An 18,151-nucleotide genomic window follows, 5' to 3' on the forward strand; every position below is an offset into this window, starting at 1 on the left:
ATAAGTCCAGGGCTTATCGGCCAACGCCGATAGTAAAGACATTGGTCTTCGGCTCCGGTGCCTTGAACGATTTCTGGTACTGTTCGTAACCGGAATAGGCGGCCTTGCCGTCGATGCCGACTGGTACTGTCGCATTGCGCTCGGCGCCAGGATTCAGAATCTGCATTTTCTGCATGTCTGCGACTGACTCGCCAAAATGTGCGTCGTAGTAAGGTGTAGAGCTGCTGCAGGCCATCAGCGCGGTGGCGGTGGCGAGCAGGCAGGCGTGGCGCAGGAGCTGGTTTTTCATGGCTGCCTCCTAATTCAAGTCAAAGCCGCCGGCTGGCTTGCCGGTACGGTCGGTTTGCTGGGCAGGGGTGTTGGCAGGTGACGGGTCGCCTTCCATTTTCCCCATTAGCAGTCGCTCCGCGCGGCTTGGATCAACATAGCCAGCAGTCGGAAGCTTGTCTTCGTATCCCGGCGGCAGCGGCTTGACCAGACGCGGCGTGATGACGAAGACCAGTTCCGAGCGGTCCGTCTGGAAGTCATTGCTGCGGAACAGGGCACCCAGTACGGGTACCTCCCCGAGGAAGGGCAGCGTTTTGACATTGGTGGTCGTGTTGTTCTTGATCAGGCCGCCGATGGCGAAGCTCTGGCCGTCATACAGCTGCACGACGGTGGCTGCACGGCGTGTGGTGAAGGAAGGCAGGATGGCCGTGCCATTGATGCCGGTGGCAGTGACGCCAATGCCATCCTTGTTCAGTTCTGAGACTTCCGGTGCCACCTTCAAGTTAATGCGGCCGCCTTCCAGCACGGTGGGCGTGAAGCGCACAGCCACACCAAATTCCTTTTCCTCCAGGGTGATGGTGGAGGCACCGTTGGCAGCGGTCTGCGCCACCGGAATGAAGATCTTGCCGCCAGCCAGGAAGCTGGCTTCCTGGCCGCTGATGGCCATCAGGTTTGGCTCTGCCAGCATCTTCACCAGACCGTCCCGCTTCTGGGCGTCGATGGTGAGGAAGTTGCCGTTGCGGCGATTGAAGGCATCGGCTACACCGGGATTCCCAGTCAGCAGATTGGACAGCAAGGTGTAGGTCCAGTTGCCGATCGCATGGCTTACACCCAGGCTGGTGCCCAACTGGTCGACCAGGCTCTTCGACACTTCGGCCACTTTCACTTCCAGCATGACCTGCTGCGGAGCAGCGACGGTCATCATATTAATGATCTTCGTCGAAACGATCAATTCGCTGCTCGACGAATTCTGCGGTTGCTGCTGTTGCTGCGCGCCGGCCTGGGTGGCGAGTGCGCGGTTGCGGCTCAGATAAGCGTTGGTCATCGAGATCACGCGGTCCGCCATCACGACGTCAGGAACGGTGCCGGTAAGGATCAACGAATCCGCGGCGGAGGAAACCCGCACTATGCCTTTGGCACCGGTCAGTTTGTCGATGCCATCCTGCAGGGCGACTGTGTCAAGGCTGACGGTCAGGTCGGCAATCACGGTATCACCACTTTTCTGCCACAGGATCAGGTTGGTAGTTCCGACCGCGCGGCCCAGGATATACAGCTCGCGTGGGTTTAGCAGGATCACGTCTGCTACGTGATTGTCGCCAACCGCCACGCGCGTTGCGGGATAGGGCAGGCGCACGATATTCGATTTGCCCTCGGCCAGCTGCATGGCCGGTGCGAACTCGGTACGGCCATTTCCGAGAGGCTCGGTGGCCATCGATTCAGGGCCGTTCTTGGCTTTGGATGCCTTGGAAACCTTGCTGTCTTTGGCAGCAGCCTCTGTAGCGGCGGGTTCCGCCAGCACCGGCAAGGCGAGAGACATGGCGGCAGCCATGCACAGCTTGCCCAAAGCGGCCTTGTTTGCTGAGGTAGTTATTCTTTTCATGGTAGCTCCTGTCAGATCAGAATTGCTGGCTGCTACGTTCCAGGCCTTTGATCACTTCCACTTTCACGCCCGGTGCAGCAGGTGCCGGGGCGGCACGGTGCACCGGTGCGGGACGTGGTGCCGGTTCAGCCTTGGGTGCCGGCTGCTGCTGCAGCGCCAGCAAGGTGGTTTTGGTCGCACCGCGGGTTTCTGCCGGTTTCGGATCGACTTGGTTGCGCAGTACCAGCGACAGGCTGCCAACGCTGCGCGCCAGATCAAGCTTTTCGACTTCTTCAGGGCTTAGCTCCAGCGTCACGGCATTCACCACTTTCGGCTTGGTTTCGTCACGGTTCGCTTCCTGCGCCACGGCCAGCACCAGGATCCGTTCCAGCACGATTTTCGAGATGCTGGGGTCCTTGTTGCCATTGCGCTGGCCTTCTTCCTGCGTGTTGACGAGGATGTCCACGTAATTGCCCGGCAGTGCGAATCCCGCCACGCCGATCACGTCGTTCACCCGTACCGTCATAGCGCGCTTGCCTTCCGCGACCACGGCGGACAAGCCGCCCTGGGTGCCCGGTGGCGCCAGCTTGGATTCGAGGATAGGCTCGCCGCGCATGATGCTGCTGCGGGCTACGCGGGCGTCCAGCATCTTGGCGTCCGGGATGGCGCCGGGTGGCTGAACGCTGCTGGGCCAGTCGACCATGGAGATCATCTCCGGTGTGATACGGGCGCCGAGGCTGATATCGACTTGCGCCACAGCGACCTTGGCGGTGCTGGTGGATGCCTGGGCGTTGATCCAGCGCGCAGCCATCACCACGGCCACCAGTGCCATGCCAACAGCTACCACCATCATGATGAGTGCACGTGTATTTCTCATGTCAGTCCCCTTGAATCAAGCCCTCAGGCGCGGGCGAAGTAGTTATGCCAGGCCCAGTCCAGGCCCGGTGTGTCGAGAGAGGGAATACGGCCTTCATAGACGGCCAGATCGCGCAGCTGCGACAGCAGGTCGCGCGGATAGCAGGCCATCAGGGGCCGTTGTTCTTCGGTGTGGCGGCGCAGCAGCCAGTCGAACGAAGCGCCGTCAAACATGATCGAATAGCGGTTGCAGACCTGGCGGAACACCGCCTCGTACTGCTGCGGCGTCAAAGGACCAACGTGAATCTTGTAGCCCAGGCGGCGCAGGAAGGAGCCGTCGGCCAGCGATTCGGGCGGCAGGTTGGAGGAGAACACGACCACCACATCGAAAGGCACGGCGAACTTGTAGCCATTCTGCAGTGCCAGAAAATCGACCTGGCGGTCCATCGGCACAATCCAGCGGTTCATCAGTTCGACCGGCGAGCAGCGCTGGCGTCCCAGGTCGTCGATGATGAAGATGCCGCCATTGGCCTTCAGGTGTGGCGGCGCCTGATACAGGCGGGTGGCGTGGTCGAAGCGCAGGTCCAGCATTTCCATGGTCAGTTCGCCGCCGGTCAGGATGGCGGGACGTTTGGAACGCACCCAGCGCTGGTCGCGCGGCGAGCGGCGGTCGAATACCATGCCGGGCGGCAGATTGTCTTCCACCGCGTCGTGCACGGCCGGGTCGTAGACCGGGATGATGTCGTCGTCCACCAGCAGGGCATGCGGCACGGCGATGTGGCCGCGCAGCAGGCCATTCAGGCGCTCGGCCAGGAAAGTCTTGCCGCTGCCTGCCGGGCCGTGGATGAAAATGGCGCGGCCCGAATTCATTGCGGCACCCAGCTGGTCCAGTATGGTGGGACTGGCGACAATGCCGTTGAAGGCCTGCTGGATGTGGTTGCGCGTCACTTCCATGCCGGCCACGCTATGCGTCTGCACGCGTGCCGTGTAGTCGGTGTATGAGACTGGCGCCGCGCCCGCATAGCTGTCGCGGCGCACGAATTCCGCGGCACGATGGCGGCCGGTATCGGTCAGGATATAGACGATGTCGGCGTCCGTGTTGCTGGTGCCGCGGCGGACCATTTCAATCAGGCGTTCGGTACGCATGAAGCCCGCCACCGGGTCGAGCACACTGAGTGGCAGCTTCATGTGGCCGGACAGGTCGCTCAGCTTGACCTGGCCGCGCTGATAGAGAATTTTGGCAGCCAGCTCCACCAGCAACTGGAAGGGCAGGCCGGTATCTTCCACCCGGCGCGGCGCTGCCACGCGGAGCGGATCTTCGGACCAGGGGCGGTCGGCGTTATCGTCGTAGTCGGCAGGCATGATGCTCTCCGTGTTAGAGAATCATTGGGACGACACGATATTTCACCTGCCGCATGTAAACGCGGTAGTCGAGGTCACGTGCCAGGAAACGTTCTTCACGCAGCATGCGATAGATGAGGAGCACTGTTGCCCCCAAGCCGACAAGCATATTATTCACGCTGCTGTTAATCAGGACATAGCCGAAATACGACATCAGATAGCTGGCATAGAGGGGGTGCCGCACGAACCGGTACATGCCGGAAGTCTTGACCTGGCGCCGGGCTGCGACCAGACCGAAGCTGCGGTTCAAGGACAGAAGTCCCGCAATCTGAATGCAGACACCAGCCACAATCAGCAAGCGAGCAAGGGGAACAATGTTGCCGCCGACCGGTGCGAATGCGAACGGTGCAAAGGTGGAGGCGATCGCCAGCAGCCAATCAATTGGAGAGGTGGATACGTCAACGGGCTTTGATCGCAATACAAATAACAAAGCAACCAGTGTCTCCGAAGCGCAGAACAGCAGTAGCGACCAGTCACCATTACGATAGAAACCGGTGATATGGCTGCTGGCAAACGCACCCCACAACCCTGCCATAAGTACAGCGACTGCCAGATTCGTAAACCTTGCAGATAGAACGTTTGACGTGCTTTCCATGATTCCAATCCCTTGCAGATCGTGTGGATTACCAAATCCGATATCCGGCCGCCTTGGCAAACAAAAGATAGGCTGCTGTACCAGTGCAAATCGCGATAGCGTATGGAAGTTTTCCAGTTTGCTTCGCCGGCGCGTCGACCGTCAAACCTTGTCCAGCGAACGCGCGAAGTAAGAATCCAAAAATGATGAGTTTTATGTTGTGCATCACTTGCCGAAGTTGCCCTTGCACGGCTGCGACGCTAATTGCAAGGACACCACCAGCGAGCAGAGTGAAAACGGTAGCGCCAACGATGTCTGTGGGGCCAAGGAAGCTACCTATCACTGCCATGAATTTGACGTCACCGGCGCCGAGCGCCCCCACCGCGTACATTGGAAGCAGCAGGGCCAGGCCAAGCAACGCGCCTTCGCCGGCCTCAACAAAGCCGAGTGCTCCGTAAGCGGAGTTGAAGAGTCCCATCCCCGGCTTTAGAATCGACTGCATGACCAGGCCAGTAATGAGGCCTCCGAGAACGAGTGCATTGGGAATGCGTCGCTCCTTCAGATCGCTCCGCATCGCGCTGATAAAAATCAGGCCCAGAGCAATGATCGGCAGAAGGCGATGAAATTCAACGTCCATATGCGCCGCCATGACGGGAAGACGTGAAACGTCCAACCAGCTTCCAGATGATCCATGCGCCAGCGCCTCCGACGTAGCCGTCCAGTGCGTAGTGCCAGCCAAGATGGATGGAGCCGAGGAAGATCAGGATCGCAAAAATCGTCAGGGCGATTCCCGCCTTGCGGCAAAGACTCCAACCCAGCTGTGCCAGAAGGACTGCGCTTGCCACATGCATGCTCGGCATCGCCGAAATGCTAAGCGCTGTGCTGCCAACGCCTCGGCTGTAGTCGCTCCACAGGGCATCTTGTACCGTCAACGCCATCACCGGAATTTCTTTGTCCGCATGGCGGAGGTATTCGATCAGTCCGTGGTAAGGATCGAGACCGGCGACCATGTGGCCGTAGTAGCATGGGCCAACAGAAGAAAACAAAATTGCAAATACGTTCCCAAGCACGATCCAGCTTAGAACGAAGCTAAGCAGGAATTGCATACGCAGGGCGCGGCGTTCGATCGAAAATGCCAGCCAGTAAACCGTGGCGAGCATGATGAAGAACCACAGGTGGTAGTTGACGTTCAGTATGGCAGTCATGAAAGGATGGCCAAACACCGGTTGAAGCAATTCCCATGGCTGGACTCCGCCGTGCAGCCATGCGTCTGAGCGCGACATGAAGTGGTCCCACGCGTAGGGGCGCAGGACAGGTATTGTCGATTTGACGAGACTGAAGCTGGATGCAAAGAGCGGCATCATCAACAGCACTGGCAGCGCAAAAGTGATGCGCTCGCGGGTCAGATAGGCGGTCAAATGCTGGCGAAGATAACGCAGCAATTGAGCCGGACGCTTGAAGGCCATGACCCACAAGGTATAAGAGCACAGCGCAAATAAGAGGCCGAGTACGAGAGAAAGTACAAAACCCTCTAATTGCAGGCTGTGATTGTATTTACCTGGCAGGCTCCAGGACAGCGATGTTGCCGCCAGCGTATGCAGACCTACGATTACTGCCAGGCTTGCGTGCTCACGCCAAAGTGTGCGGTACTCAAAGCTGGGCGTAGTGACCGGTGTAGTTAGGATCGCGCTCATGACATTGCTTGGACAACTTGGTCCTTAACGAAGTTGAAAATCCCCAGAAGCTGGGTGCCGGTGTATTGGACCGCAAGCAGGATGACGGTCGAAATCAGCAGACCAAGTAGCGCGTATTCGATGGAGGCTACTGCCGTCCGGTCCCTAAGAAAATGAAGGATGCGGTTCTTCACGATAAAGGCTCCGTGGCAAGTGACCAGGACGGGGCGTGGCGGTTGCTCACGCCCCAGGCGCTACATCAGGCATTAGCTGCTTTGAGCGACGTACCGATGAAGTTGAAAGTCGCTTTCAGTTGGGTGCCGACATACTTCACAGCCGTGATGATGACGACAGCGATCAGGGCAGCGATCAGGCCGTATTCGATTGCGGTTACGCCTTCTTCGTCACGGATGAATTTTTGGATGGCTTTCATGATGATTCCCTTTCAGTTTTTTAGAAGCGATCAAATGCACCAAAGTGTTTGCAGATCGGCGGTTGCTGCTCCGCCTCACATGCTCTTTCCAAGCGCCAGAAGCACAATGATGCCGACGACAACTGTCAGTGAGGCTACAAGCACATATTCGTAAAACGAGCCGCCATCTTCCTCGTCAAGGAAGGTTCTGGTGTCGGTTGCTGGCTGCTTGTCTTCGCGCATTTTGTGCTCCGGACATGGTTGTGTTGGCCTTGCCTGGTTAGTCTCAGCCGACATGTCTGCCGTGCTGATGAGTTCACTTTAGAGACTCAACAGCGCTGCGACATCGGACAGTGGTCACTTTCTGTTCAGGACGGACCGCGCGATTTGAATGTGAGAATCCGTGACATTTGTCACTGGTGTCGAAGCAACAATGACGCAGCGACAAAGGACGGACCGAAGTCCGCCCTATGAAAACGCCGTTATTAAGAGGGAAAAAGGCTCAGGCGTCGACCTGGTCCAGACGATGCTTCGTGGCAAAAACGTAGAGATCCAGGCGGTTGCTGACGCCCAGTTTGTGGTAAATCTGCGTCAAATGATTGCGCAGTGTGTGTTCGGAGATAAACAACTGTTGCGCCAATGCCTTATTCACCGCGCCGCCGCCGGTCGCAATCAGGCTGCAGATGCGGCGTTCCTTGGCGGTCAACTGGGCGATCTTGTCCAGGTCAGGGTCCTGGCGCCGTGAGGCTTGCGGATTGCGCATGGCTTCGAAGACGCGGCTTAAGGCCACACCATCCAGCCACAGCTCGCCCTCCTGCACTTTCTCGATCGCCTTGAGCACGGTTTCCGCCGGTTCGTCCTTGCTCACCACGCCGCGCGCACCGCGCATGATGGCGTTATCCAGCATGTCGCGATCACGGGTGCCGGACAGGATCAGGATGCGTGCACCGCCGCTTTTTTCGAGCAGCTCCGGCAGCACGTCAAGCGAGCTGCAGCCACCCAGATCGAGATCGAGCAAAATCACATCGGGCAGCACCTGGGCTGCCATGTCAATGGCGCTGGGACAGTCGCGCGCTGTGCCCACCACAATCATGTGACTGGCATCGCTTTCGATCAATCTGCTCAAGCCCCACAACAGGGTCTTGTGATCGTCAACCAGCAAGATGCGAATACGCTTTTCAGCCTGCACCATACGAGCCTCCTACACCGGGATGATGATCTGAACCGCCGTGTTATTGTGCCGGCCCCGCTGTACTCGCGCTACGCCGCCCAACGCCGCGGCACGCTCGGCGATTGAACTCGGGGTAAAGTCTAGCACCGGATGACCGTTGCATTCGTTCTCAATGTGCACAGATAATTTTCCGGCGTCGCAGGCCAGTTCGATGTAGCCGTGGCGCGCCGTGGTGTGCTTGCAGATATTGCTCATGCCCTCATTGACGATCTGGAACACCTCGGCTGCCAGACGGTCGCTCATATTCAATTCGCCTTTGGTATCGACCGCGATGTGCACGTCGTAAAACTGGCGCACTTGCGCCGCCTGGCGGCGCAGGGCGATCAGCAATTCGGGCTCTTTCATTTCCAGCCCGCCGCGCAAGCTCTTGGCGTAGTTGCGCAGGTCGCGGATGACTTGCTGCGTCATATCGACCAGGCTGTCCAGGTCCTCATTGAGCGGGTTGCCCGGCTCGGCTTTCTTGCGGATGGCGCTGACGCCGTGGCGCAGGCCGATATAGGGCTGGATTGTGGTGTCGTGCAAGTCGCGCGCGATGCGCTCACGTTCGCGCAGCACCGCTTCCGATGCCATGCGGTCGAGCAGCTCGATGTTTTCGATGACGGGGAAGGCTTGCGCTGCAATCTGGTGCATGAACAGCGCGTCGGCCTTGCTGAACTGGCGCCGCTCCGACACCACGTACAAGCGGCCGCTGCCACGGCGCAGCGGTACCGGTACGGCAATCAGGGAACAGGCATCCAGCAATTCTGCCAGTGTCTGGCCCGGCATCGGATCGCGTTCGATCCAGCGCGTGCCCGGCGCACTGTAGGCGATCAGCTGCGGCATGTGGCGCAGCCAGGGACGGCGGCGTTGCCGCAGCAGCAGGATGTCGTCGGCCTCGCCCACCAGCAGGGGCAGGGCCGCTTCCGCACTCAGGTGGCTGGCGTGCAGCGGCCGGTCCGCGCTCTCGGCACTGGCGGTGCGCAGCGACCAGCCATCCGCGTCGTTATCGCACATCAGCAGGATGCAGCTGTCCGCCTTGTAGAACTCGCGCGTGTGATCCATCACGCTGGCAATGGTGCGGTCCACGCCGAAGCGCGGATTGGACAACTGGCTCACCGCATGCATCAGTCCCATGCGCTGGCGCTGCTCCATCGCCATGCCGCCCCAGTGCGCGATCATATATCCCAGGGCCAGCAGGAAGGTGGCGCGCAGCATCACGCGCGCCAGATCGACATCGCTTTGCGCCGCCACGGAACTGACTGCCACCACAACGGAAGCGACTAGGGTGATGCGCGCGCCTTCCTCATGGCCGTGGCTGAAGGATGCGGTCAGCACGGCGAAGAAGAACAGCAGGTAGAAGAAGCTGCTGTCGCCACCCGTGAAATAGGTCATCAGGGTGAACCAGCCTACATCCAGCCAGGAGACGATCTTGCTGTGCACAAGGACCGCGCGGCTGGCCAGGATTAGCAGGGTGGCGCTTTGCAGGGCATAGGCGACGAAGACCAGCAGGGAGACAGTATTGCGGCGACCGACGACGGCGGGGTCGACGACCAAAGTCAGCAGGCAGGCGATGGCCAGTACCAGGCGCATCCACCTGACCATGGCGGCATCGGAAGTATCCTTGTCGTTATCCACGCGCTCACCCCAGCGTACAGCTTTGTTGTTTTGCTGCTAATTTGATTCCGAGTTTAAGCTGCCGGTTGACGGATTGTCTACATATGGTTGTTTTTTCGTAACGCTGCCCTTGAAACGGTACAAGCCGGCCCCAACTGGCGTCAGTGCGCCAGACAGGAATATGGCGATTTCGACAAGACTATTGGAGTAAAAATGGCTGATCATAAAGAAACCCTGGGCTTCCAGGCTGAAGTCAAGCAACTGCTGCAACTGATGATTCACTCCCTGTATTCCAACAAGGAGATCTTCCTGCGCGAGTTGATTTCGAATGCTTCCGACGCCGCCGACAAGCTGCGCTTCGAAGCCATTAACAACGACGCGCTGTACGGCAACGACCACGAGCTGAAAATCAAGGTCAGCTTCAACAAGGATGCGCGCACCATTACCATTTCCGACAACGGCATCGGCATGAGCCGCGACGAAGCGATCGCGCACCTCGGCACCATCGCCAAGTCGGGCACCAAGGAATTCTTCGGCCGCCTGTCCGGCGACCAGCAGAAGGATGCCGCCCTGATCGGCCAGTTCGGCGTGGGCTTCTATTCCGGCTTCATTGTGGCCGACAAGATCACCGTGGAATCGCGCCGCGCCGGCCTGGATGCGAATCAGGGCGTGCGCTGGGAATCGGGCGGCGAGGGTGACTACACCGTCGAAGACATCGAGAAAACCGGCCGCGGCACCGACATCATCCTGCATCTGCGCGAAGGCGAGGATGAGCTGCTGTCCGCCTGGAAGCTGAAGAACATCATCCGTAAATACTCCGACCACATCTCCCTGCCGATCCAGATGCAGAAGGAAGAATGGGATGAGGAGAAGAAGGAAAACGTCCTGAAGGACGAGCTGGAAACCATCAACCAGGCCAGCGCCCTGTGGGCCCGCAACAAGAACGACATCACGCCGGAACAGTACGACGAGTTCTATAAGCACGTGTCGCACGACTTCGCGGCGCCGCTGACCCACACCCACAACCGGGTGGAAGGCCGCAGCGAATACACCCAGCTGCTGTACATTCCGGCCAAGGCGCCATTCGATCTGTGGGACCGCAACAAGCGCGGCGGCATCAAGCTGTACGTCAAGCGCGTGTTCATCATGGACGATGCCGAGCAGCTGATGCCGACCTATCTGCGCTTCGTGAAAGGGGTGATCGACTCGGCCGACCTGCCGCTGAACGTGTCGCGCGAAATTCTGCAGGAGTCGCGCGATGTGAAGGCGATCCGCGAAGGCTCGACCAAGCGCGTGATCGGCATGCTGGAAGAACTGGCGAATTCGGACGAGCAGGAAAAGAAGGACAAGTACAACACCTTCTGGACGGAATTCGGCCAGGTGCTGAAAGAGGGCGTGGGCGAGGACTTCACCAACAAGGACCGCCTGGCCAAGCTGCTGCGCTTTGCCACCACCAACAACGACAGCGCGGAACAGACCGTGTCGTTCGAAGAGTACGTGGGCCGCATGAAGGAAGGCCAGGACAAGATTTACTATGTGACCGCCGACAGCTACACGGCTGCGAAGAACTCGCCGCATCTGGAAATCTTCCGCAAGAAGGGCGTGGAAGTGATCCTGATGGCCGACCGCGTGGACGAGTGGATGATGTCCTTCCTGACCGAATTCGAAGGCAAGGAACTGGTATCCGTGGCCAAGGGCGGCCTGGATCTGGGCCAGATGGAAGACGAGGCTGAGAAGAAGCAGCATGAGGAAACCGAGACCGAGTACAAGGATCTGGTCGCGAAGATGAAGGAAGCGCTGGGCGATCAGGCCAAGGACGTGCGCGTGACCTTCCGTCTGACCGATTCGCCGGCCTGCCTGGTGACGGACGAGCACGAGCTGTCGGGTAATCTGCTGCGCATGCTGAAGGCCGCCGGCCAGAACGCACCGGAGTCCAAGCCTATCCTGGAAATCAATCCGAACCACCCGCTGGTGACGCGCCTGAAGTACGAAGACGCAGCCGGCACGAAGTTCAAGGATTGGGCACACATCCTGTTCGACCAGGCCATGCTGGCTGAAGGCGGCACGCTGAGCGATCCGGCGGCCTTCGTCAAACGGCTGAATGAGATGCTGTTGAAATAAAAGAAGAATCGGGACCCGCGGGTCCCGATTCTTTTTGGGGTGCTGTTAGATTGTGAGAGTATTCCCGGCGGAATCGGCGGCATAATCGGGCGAAGGCATCGCAGAGGCGAGGACTTGCATGACGGTAGACGGAAACCAGCCCCGTATTCTGATCGTCGACGACCAGGCTGCCCATATGGGTGCCTTGTGCGACATTCTGCGCCAATATAAGTACGACACGGTAGGCTTCGCGTCGGGTGAGGCAGCGTTGTCGCGGCTGCGCAAGGAGCGTTTTGACATCCTGCTGGCCGACCTCAATATGCCGGGCATCGATGGCATCGCACTGGTGGAGGAAGCGCGCGCGATCGACGGCGATCTGGCCTGCATCATCATGACCGGCGAAGGCAGTATCGCCTCTGCTGTGCGCGCCATGCAGAGCGGTGCGCTGGACTACATCGTCAAGCCGTTCAAGCCATCGGCTCTGTTGCCGACGCTGGCGCGTGCCCTCGCCACGCGCGCGCTGCGCCAGCACAATGCGGAGCTGGAGCATCAGCTGCATCAGCACGTGGAAGAACTGGCGGCAGCCAACCGGGATCTGGATCTGGCGCGCGCCGAAGCGGAACGCGCCAACACGGAGAAATCGCACTTCCTGTCGAATATGAGCCACGAACTGCGCACGCCGCTCAACGGCATTCTCGGCTTCGCGCAAATTCTCGCGTCGGATTCGCTGCCAGCCACGCCGGAGGAGAAGCGCAAGTTCGCAGGGCACATCGTCCAGTCGGGCAAGCACCTGCTCAAGCTGATTAATGAAATCCTTGACCTGGCCAAGGTGGAAGCGGGGAAGATCATCCTCGCGATGGAGAGCGTGTCACTGGCGGGCGTGGTGCAGGAATGCCATATGATGGTGACACCGCAGGCGGAAGGGCGCGGTATCTCGCTCGACTTCCGCTGTAATATCGGCGTCAACGTTTTCGCCGACAAGACACGGCTGGTGCAGGTGCTGATAAACCTGCTGTCGAATGCGATCAAATACAACCGCGAGCGCGGCAAGGTGGTACTGGATTGCCGGCTCGTGAATGCGGAACGCGTGCGCGTATCCGTGCAGGACACCGGCCCAGGCCTGGACCGCGAACAGCTGCAAGCCATCTTCCAGCCCTTCAATCGCCTTGGCCGTGAAGACGCCGAAGAGGGCACGGGCCTTGGCCTGACCCTGACCAAGCGCGTGGTGGAAGCCATGCGGGGCACCATAGGCGTGGAAAGTGTGCCGGGGCAGGGCAGCACGTTCTGGGTCGAACTGGGGCTGCATTCCAATAGTGTCGCGGAGGCCGAACATGCGTAGTCGCATTGCCATTGCTGCCGTATTGATTGCCATGCTGCTGGCCGCCGGCTTTGTCGCCAGCCAGCGCAAGCCCGCGCCGCCGGCGCGGCAGGAAAAGCTGGTGATCGCGACCAATACGGAGTACGTGGGCGTGTGCGGCATCGTGGCGGCGCAGCGCCAGGGTTATTTTGCCGAGGAGGGCTTGTCGGTGTCCCTGCTGCCTTACACCAGCGGCAAGGAGTCCATGCAGGCCTTATTGCAAAGTCGTGCCGACCTGGCAACGGTAGCCGATATTCCTGTGATGTTTGCCGCCGTTGCCGGTACGCCGGTGCGCGTGCTGGCTACATTCTTCCGCACCGAGAAGGACCATGGCCTGGTGGGGCGGCGCGATCACGGTATTCTCGGCCCCGCCAGCCTGAAGGGCAAGCGCGTCGGCGTCACGCAGGGTACCTCCGGCCACTTCACGCTGGATGTCTTCCTCAACTGGCAGCGGCTGACGGCGGACGACATCACCATGGTGAACTACAAGCCGGAAGCGCTGCCGGATGCGCTGGCCAACGGCGAAGTCGATGCAGTGGCGGGCTGGGAACCATTTCTGACCAATATCCGCCAGCGGCTGGGCGACAACGCTGTGTCGTTCTCCGGCGAGGATGTCTACGAAAGCATCTACAACCTGGTGGGGATGCAGCAATATGTGCTAGCCCATCCCGACACGGTGCGCCGCATGCTGCGTGCGCTGGAGCAGGGCAGCAACTACTGCCGGGCCAATCCGGAAGCGATGCAGCCGCTGCTGGCCGCCACTTCAGGGCAGAGCAAGGAGGCCGTGCTGGCAGCCTGGCCTTCTTACCACTTCGAGATGGAACTGGATCAGGGCCTGGTGCTGGCGCTGGAAGACCGCGCGCGCTGGGCTATCCGCAACAAGATGGCGGCCAGTAGCGAGATGCCGAACTTCCTTGAGTACATCTACCTGGATGGCATGTCGTCGGTGCAGCCGGCAGCCGTTACCATCATCCATTAAGGGTGCAACGTGAGAATCATTACCCGCCTCAAGCTCGCTCAGCTGCTGTGCATTATCGTCGCTGCTGCGGTGGGCATCGTGCTGCTGGTGACCACGGCGCAGATGCGGCATGAACTGGCCCGCAACGAAAAGGCGGGCGAGATTCTGCGCGGCGTGGTGTCGCTGCGCTACCTCGCAATGGAATATGCGATAGGTCACGAGAAGCGCACGCGCTCGCAGTGGGTGCTGCGCAAGGAATCGCTGGCGGCCCTGCTGGCCAGAGACGAAGACTTCCGTGATGGTCCGGAAGCGGAAATCTACCGCGGCTTGCGCGAGCAGCTGCCCAATCTGCACAAATACTTCAACGACTCGTTGCAGATCCAGGAGGAGCTGCACGGGTCGCCTGAGAAGGAAGATGTGCTGAAGCGGCTGGAGGGGCGGCTGTTTGGCCTGATCATGAACAAGGCCCAGGCCATGATCAGCGATGCCGAAGACCTGGCCGCGCGCAGCCGCGAAGGGGCACTGGCGGCGCAGCGGCGCGCCAACTACGCGGCGGGCGCGATGGGTGTGATCCTCACACTGGCGGTGCTGGGCGCACTGTATATGACGATCCGCAGCGTGGCGCGTCCGCTGGAGCGGCTGCGTCATGGCACGGAGCTGGTCGGCGCGGGCAAGCTTGATTTTGCGCTCGGCGTGGAAACCGTGGATGAAGTGGGTGAGCTGGCGCGCGCCTTCGACAGCATGACGGAGAAGCTGCGCCAGACCACGGTGTCGCGCGATGAGCTGGGGCAGGCCAACAAAGCCTTGCACGCCGAGATGTCGGTGCGCAGGGATACCGAACAGAAGGTGCATCTGCAATTGGCGCGCATGTCGCTGCTGCACCAGATCACGCGCTCCATCGGCGACCGGCAGGATTTGCGCAGCATTTTCCAGGTCGTGGTGCGCAGCCTGGAAGACCAGCTGCCGGTGGACTTTGGCTGCGTGTGCCTGTACCGCGACGATGAACTGATCGTCAGCAGCGTGGGCCTGGCCAGCGAGCTGCTGTCGAGCGAGCTGTCGATGCGCGAGCATGCGCATGTGCCGATCGATGAAAACGGCCTGTCGCGCTGCGTGCGCGGCCAGCTGGTCTATGAGCCGGACATCACCGAGCTGCCTTTCCCCTTCCCGAAACGGCTGGCACGCGGCGGTCTGGCGGCGCTGGTCCTGGCGCCATTGCTGGCGGAGAGCACGGTATTCGGTGTGCTGATCGTGGCACGGCGTGCCCCGAACAGCTTCAGCAGCGGCGAGTGCGAATTCCTGCGCCAGCTGAGCGAACACGTGGCGCTGGCGGCCAATCAGACGCGCTTGTACGCCGACCTGCAGCGTGCCTACAACGAGCTGCACGAGACGCAGCAGTCCGTCACCAAGCAGGAACGCCTGCGCGCACTGGGCCAGATGGCGAGCGGCATCGCGCACGACATCAACAACGCGATTTCGCCGGTCGCCTTGTACACCGAGTCGCTGCTGGAAACGGAACCCGGCTTGAGCGAGAGTGGGCGCAACTGCCTGCAGGTGATTGCACGCGCCATCGACGATGTGGCGGCAACCGTGGCGCGCATGCGCGAGCTGTATCGCCAGCGCGAGCCGGAACTGGCGCTGGGCGCGGTCGGCCTGAACACCCTGATTCCACAAGTGGTCGACCTGACCCGCGCACGCTGGAGCGATATGCCGCAGCAGCGCGGCGTGGTGATCGCCATGAAGCAGGAGCTGACCGCGGCCCTGCCGCCGCTGCTGGGCGCCGAGGGCGAAATCCGCGAGGCCCTGACCAATCTGATTTTCAACGGCGTGGATGCGATGCCGGAAGGCGGCACGCTGACCGTGCGCACGCTGCATAAGGATGGCTACGTGGTGCTGGAAGTCGCCGACACCGGCTTCGGCATGGACGAGGTAACGCTGAAGCGCTGTCTCGATCCCTTCTTTACCACCAAGGGAGAACGGGGCACGGGCCTGGGCCTGGCCACGGTGTACAGCATGGTGGAGCGCCACAGCGCCCAGATTGCGATTGAATCCCAGCCTGGGCAGGGCACTACGGTGCGCATCAGCTTCCCGGTCGCCGAATCGCCGGACAAGGAAGCGCAGCCGCCCGTTGCCGCTACACCGCTGGTGCGTATGCGCCTGCTGATCGTGGATGATGATCCGACCGTGCTGGCATCGCTGCGCGCCATCCTGCTGCGCGACGGCCACGAGGTGACGGCAGCCGACGGCGGACAGGCGGGTATCGATGCCTTCCGCGCCTCGCTGGAAGGTGCGCCGCAATTCAATGCCATCTTCACCGACCTTGGCATGCCTTATGTGGACGGGCGCCGTGTGGCGGAGACCATCAAGTCATTGGCGCCATCCATGCCGGTGATCCTGCTCACCGGCTGGGGCCAGCGTCTTATTCCCGACAGCGGAGAATTGCCGGTTAACGTAGACTATGTGCTCAGCAAGCCACCCCGCTTGCGCGAGTTGCGCGAGGTATTATCCAGGGTGGCGCAATCGATCACCTTGGAAGCGAGTCAATGAGTCAAACGGACGCAGAAGTTTTTGCCGCCCACCGTGGACGGCTGTTCTCCATCGCCTACCGCATGCTGGGTGTGCGGGCCGATGCCGAGGATGTGGTGCAGGATGCCTGGCTGCGCTGGCATTCCGCCGACCGAGAGGGCGTGCTGTCCTCGGAAGCCTGGCTGGTGACCGTGGCGACCCGCCTGTCCATCGACCGCCTGCGTGCGGCGAAGGCCGAGCGCGAAAGCTACACCGGCTTCTGGCTGCCGGAACCTATGATCGAGCCGTTGGATGAGCACACGCCGGAGGCGCAGGCGGAACTGGCGAGCGACCTGTCGGTGGCCTTCATGTGGGTGCTGGAGCGGCTGTCGCCGGAAGAGCGCGCGGCTTTCCTGATGCGCCAGGTCTTCGATTACGACTACGCCGAAGTGGCCGAGATGCTGGGCAAGAGCGAAGCGGCCTGCCGCCAGATGGTGAGCCGCGCCAGCGACCGCGTGCAGCAGGAGAAAGTGCGCTTCGAAGTCAGCCGCAACGATCACCAGCAGCTGCTGCAGCGCTTCGTGGCCGCCATCAACAGCGGCCAACAGGATGCGGTGCGCGCCTTCATCGCAGACGATATGCAATTCGTGGGCGACGGTGGCGGCAAGATGCCGGCCTTCCCCCAGGTGGTGCGCGATCCGGACCTCATTGCAGGCTTGTACGCCAAGTTCTCGCAGGCCGGCAAAACCGAATACCGCCTGGTCCTGCTCAACGGCCAGCCCGGCCTGCTGCGCTACATCGGCGGCAAACTGGAGTCGGTGCAATACATCGAGTCCGACGGCCAGCAAATCAAAGGCTTCTACGTCATTCGCAATCCGGACAAGCTCGCCGCCATACTCGCCTGAGCCGGCGCTGGCTTGCGCCGGCCGAAGCCGAGTGCGGCCAGTCCAATGCCGGACAATAAGAACGAGGTGGGCGCCGGAACCGCGGCGGGGCCGCTTAGCGAAAAGTCCATTGCCGCGCCGTTGCTGGCCAGTGTCCAGGTGGGTGTCGTGCCGAAGAAGTTATTTGTCTGCATGGAATTGCCGCCCACACCGACCTGATCACCCCACAACCAGCTGGAAGTATTGTTGAAGATGGAAAGCCAGTGCACCGTGTTAGCCGGGACCATCAACGGCGTGACGTCGACCGTGTAGTCGAAATATGCGCCGGCTGCCGTGCGGGATACGGCAGCCAGTGTGAGTGCGGCGCAATTGCCGGGCGCGCCCGCCACATCGTCGCAGAGATAGATTTGAAAAGCATCGGCGGGCAGCGCTCCATCCAGGTAGCGGCCACTCCAGTGGACGTCAGCGATCGTGTTTTGTCCCGGCGCCAGGGTGAAGTCATCGGCGAGAATTTGGCCTGCCCCAAGATCTGAAAATGGAAAATTGGTGGGCGGATGGGCGCCGTTGTCGAAGATGGTGTCGGCCATCGCTGGCACGCCACAAAAGAGCATTGGCAACAGCAGCAGGATTGGCGTTTTCATGGCGGATTCTCCCAAAAGCCGGGCACATGCCCGTTTCCCGCCACGCATTTATCGTGCCGCCTCTATCCGCCGCAGGCGCGCATGCCAGGCAATCCGGGATTGCACACAATCCGGTGTCGAGTTG

At 60.7% G+C, this 18,151-nt stretch carries 18 protein-coding genes; 5 read left to right on the forward strand and 13 right to left on the reverse strand.

The annotated features are described in order from the left end of the window. Nucleotides 1-13: 13 nt before the first annotated feature. The 12 genes from AB4Z19_RS01300 to AB4Z19_RS01355 all read right to left on the reverse strand — a co-directional run bounded on the left by AB4Z19_RS01300 (nucleotide 14) and on the right by AB4Z19_RS01355 (nucleotide 9,606). The gene (locus AB4Z19_RS01300) at nucleotides 14-289 is read right to left on the reverse strand and encodes a hypothetical protein (protein ID WP_442024965.1); all 276 of its coding nucleotides are present in this window, start codon (nucleotides 287-289) and stop codon (nucleotides 14-16) included. A gap of 9 nt (nucleotides 290-298) precedes the next feature. Continuing rightward, nucleotides 299-1,867 (reverse strand): type II and III secretion system protein family protein, encoded by a 1,569-nt coding sequence (locus AB4Z19_RS01305; protein ID WP_442033991.1) that lies wholly within the window; start codon nucleotides 1,865-1,867, stop codon nucleotides 299-301. A gap of 16 nt (nucleotides 1,868-1,883) precedes the next feature. Further along, nucleotides 1,884-2,723 carry a Flp pilus assembly protein CpaB gene (gene cpaB, locus AB4Z19_RS01310; RefSeq protein WP_442024961.1) on the reverse strand — a complete coding sequence of 280 codons (840 nt, stop codon included), beginning with the start codon at nucleotides 2,721-2,723 and terminating at the stop codon, nucleotides 1,884-1,886. Nucleotides 2,724-2,746: 23 nt separating this feature from the next. Next, on the reverse strand, nucleotides 2,747-4,063 hold the full coding sequence (locus tag AB4Z19_RS01315) for an ATP-binding protein (protein WP_442024959.1): 1,317 nt from the start codon (nucleotides 4,061-4,063) through the stop codon (nucleotides 2,747-2,749). Nucleotides 4,064-4,076: 13 nt separating this feature from the next. Further along, nucleotides 4,077-4,697 (reverse strand): methyltransferase family protein, encoded by a 621-nt coding sequence (locus AB4Z19_RS01320; RefSeq protein WP_442024957.1) that lies wholly within the window; start codon nucleotides 4,695-4,697, stop codon nucleotides 4,077-4,079. Between the two features lie 28 nt (nucleotides 4,698-4,725). Then, complete coding sequence (locus tag AB4Z19_RS01325) at nucleotides 4,726-5,313, reverse strand: A24 family peptidase (protein WP_442024955.1); 588 nt, start codon at nucleotides 5,311-5,313, stop codon at nucleotides 4,726-4,728. After that, a complete protein-coding gene (locus tag AB4Z19_RS01330) occupies nucleotides 5,303-6,370 on the reverse strand; it encodes a phosphatase PAP2 family protein (RefSeq protein ID WP_442024951.1) in 1,068 nt (355 codons plus the stop codon). The genes AB4Z19_RS01325 and AB4Z19_RS01330 overlap by 11 nt, the downstream gene beginning before the upstream one ends. After that, entirely contained in the window at nucleotides 6,367-6,543 is a 177-nt protein-coding gene (locus AB4Z19_RS01335) for a Flp family type IVb pilin (protein ID WP_442024949.1), read from the reverse strand. The genes AB4Z19_RS01330 and AB4Z19_RS01335 overlap by 4 nt, the downstream gene beginning before the upstream one ends. Before the next feature lie 65 nt (nucleotides 6,544-6,608). Next, on the reverse strand, nucleotides 6,609-6,782 hold the full coding sequence (locus AB4Z19_RS01340; RefSeq protein ID WP_442024947.1) for a Flp family type IVb pilin: 174 nt from the start codon (nucleotides 6,780-6,782) through the stop codon (nucleotides 6,609-6,611). Between the two features lie 75 nt (nucleotides 6,783-6,857). Beyond that, a complete protein-coding gene (locus AB4Z19_RS01345; RefSeq protein WP_442024945.1) occupies nucleotides 6,858-7,004 on the reverse strand; it encodes a hypothetical protein in 147 nt (48 codons plus the stop codon). Between the two features lie 259 nt (nucleotides 7,005-7,263). Beyond that, nucleotides 7,264-7,953 carry a response regulator gene (locus AB4Z19_RS01350; RefSeq protein WP_442024943.1) on the reverse strand — a complete coding sequence of 230 codons (690 nt, stop codon included), beginning with the start codon at nucleotides 7,951-7,953 and terminating at the stop codon, nucleotides 7,264-7,266. 9 nt (nucleotides 7,954-7,962) lie between these two features. After that, on the reverse strand, nucleotides 7,963-9,606 hold the full coding sequence (locus AB4Z19_RS01355; protein WP_442024941.1) for a sensor histidine kinase: 1,644 nt from the start codon (nucleotides 9,604-9,606) through the stop codon (nucleotides 7,963-7,965). 192 nt (nucleotides 9,607-9,798) lie between these two features. On the opposite strand from AB4Z19_RS01355, the gene htpG reads away from it, so the two are divergent. The 5 genes from htpG to sigJ all read left to right on the forward strand — a co-directional run bounded on the left by htpG (nucleotide 9,799) and on the right by sigJ (nucleotide 17,407). Then, complete coding sequence (gene htpG / locus AB4Z19_RS01360; RefSeq protein WP_442033992.1) at nucleotides 9,799-11,706, forward strand: molecular chaperone HtpG; 1,908 nt, start codon at nucleotides 9,799-9,801, stop codon at nucleotides 11,704-11,706. Between the two features lie 118 nt (nucleotides 11,707-11,824). Continuing rightward, nucleotides 11,825-13,024, forward strand: a complete 1,200-nt coding sequence (locus AB4Z19_RS01365; RefSeq protein ID WP_442033994.1) for a hybrid sensor histidine kinase/response regulator — start codon at nucleotides 11,825-11,827, stop codon at nucleotides 13,022-13,024. After that, nucleotides 13,017-14,021 (forward strand): ABC transporter substrate-binding protein, encoded by a 1,005-nt coding sequence (locus tag AB4Z19_RS01370; RefSeq protein WP_442026905.1) that lies wholly within the window; start codon nucleotides 13,017-13,019, stop codon nucleotides 14,019-14,021. Before AB4Z19_RS01365 ends, AB4Z19_RS01370 begins: the two co-directional genes overlap by 8 nt. A gap of 9 nt (nucleotides 14,022-14,030) precedes the next feature. Then, nucleotides 14,031-16,544, forward strand: coding sequence for an ATP-binding protein (locus AB4Z19_RS01375; protein WP_442033996.1), 2,514 nt, complete (start codon nucleotides 14,031-14,033; stop codon nucleotides 16,542-16,544). Beyond that, a complete protein-coding gene (gene sigJ, locus AB4Z19_RS01380) occupies nucleotides 16,541-17,407 on the forward strand; it encodes an RNA polymerase sigma factor SigJ (protein WP_442026418.1) in 867 nt (288 codons plus the stop codon). The genes AB4Z19_RS01375 and sigJ overlap by 4 nt, the downstream gene beginning before the upstream one ends. On the opposite strand, the gene AB4Z19_RS01385 is transcribed toward sigJ, so the two are convergent. Next, on the reverse strand, nucleotides 17,362-18,027 hold the full coding sequence (locus tag AB4Z19_RS01385; RefSeq protein ID WP_442026417.1) for a PEP-CTERM sorting domain-containing protein: 666 nt from the start codon (nucleotides 18,025-18,027) through the stop codon (nucleotides 17,362-17,364). The two genes, sigJ and AB4Z19_RS01385, sit on opposite strands and share 46 nt — an antisense overlap. Nucleotides 18,028-18,151: the final 124 nt, after the last annotated feature.

Origin of the sequence: Pseudoduganella sp. RAF19, from assembly GCF_052114165.1 — a bacterium.
Lineage (GTDB): Bacteria > Pseudomonadota > Gammaproteobacteria > Burkholderiales > Burkholderiaceae_D > Rugamonas.

Coding starts and splice junctions, on each gene's coding strand:
- AB4Z19_RS01300 (WP_442024965.1), bottom strand. CDS start 289: ATGAAAAACCAGCTCCTGCGCCACGCCTGCCTGCTCGCCACCGCCACC.
- AB4Z19_RS01305 (WP_442033991.1), bottom strand. CDS start 1,867: ATGAAAAGAATAACTACCTCAGCAAACAAGGCCGCTTTGGGCAAGCTG.
- cpaB (WP_442024961.1), bottom strand. CDS start 2,723: ATGAGAAATACACGTGCACTCATCATGATGGTGGTAGCTGTTGGCATG.
- AB4Z19_RS01315 (WP_442024959.1), bottom strand. CDS start 4,063: ATGCCTGCCGACTACGACGATAACGCCGACCGCCCCTGGTCCGAAGAT.
- AB4Z19_RS01320 (WP_442024957.1), bottom strand. CDS start 4,697: ATGGAAAGCACGTCAAACGTTCTATCTGCAAGGTTTACGAATCTGGCA.
- AB4Z19_RS01325 (WP_442024955.1), bottom strand. CDS start 5,313: ATGGACGTTGAATTTCATCGCCTTCTGCCGATCATTGCTCTGGGCCTG.
- AB4Z19_RS01330 (WP_442024951.1), bottom strand. CDS start 6,370: ATGAGCGCGATCCTAACTACACCGGTCACTACGCCCAGCTTTGAGTAC.
- AB4Z19_RS01340 (WP_442024947.1), bottom strand. CDS start 6,782: ATGAAAGCCATCCAAAAATTCATCCGTGACGAAGAAGGCGTAACCGCA.
- AB4Z19_RS01345 (WP_442024945.1), bottom strand. CDS start 7,004: ATGCGCGAAGACAAGCAGCCAGCAACCGACACCAGAACCTTCCTTGAC.
- AB4Z19_RS01350 (WP_442024943.1), bottom strand. CDS start 7,953: ATGGTGCAGGCTGAAAAGCGTATTCGCATCTTGCTGGTTGACGATCAC.
- htpG (WP_442033992.1), top strand. CDS start 9,799: ATGGCTGATCATAAAGAAACCCTGGGCTTCCAGGCTGAAGTCAAGCAA.
- AB4Z19_RS01365 (WP_442033994.1), top strand. CDS start 11,825: ATGACGGTAGACGGAAACCAGCCCCGTATTCTGATCGTCGACGACCAG.
- AB4Z19_RS01370 (WP_442026905.1), top strand. CDS start 13,017: ATGCGTAGTCGCATTGCCATTGCTGCCGTATTGATTGCCATGCTGCTG.
- sigJ (WP_442026418.1), top strand. CDS start 16,541: ATGAGTCAAACGGACGCAGAAGTTTTTGCCGCCCACCGTGGACGGCTG.
- AB4Z19_RS01385 (WP_442026417.1), bottom strand. CDS start 18,027: ATGAAAACGCCAATCCTGCTGCTGTTGCCAATGCTCTTTTGTGGCGTG.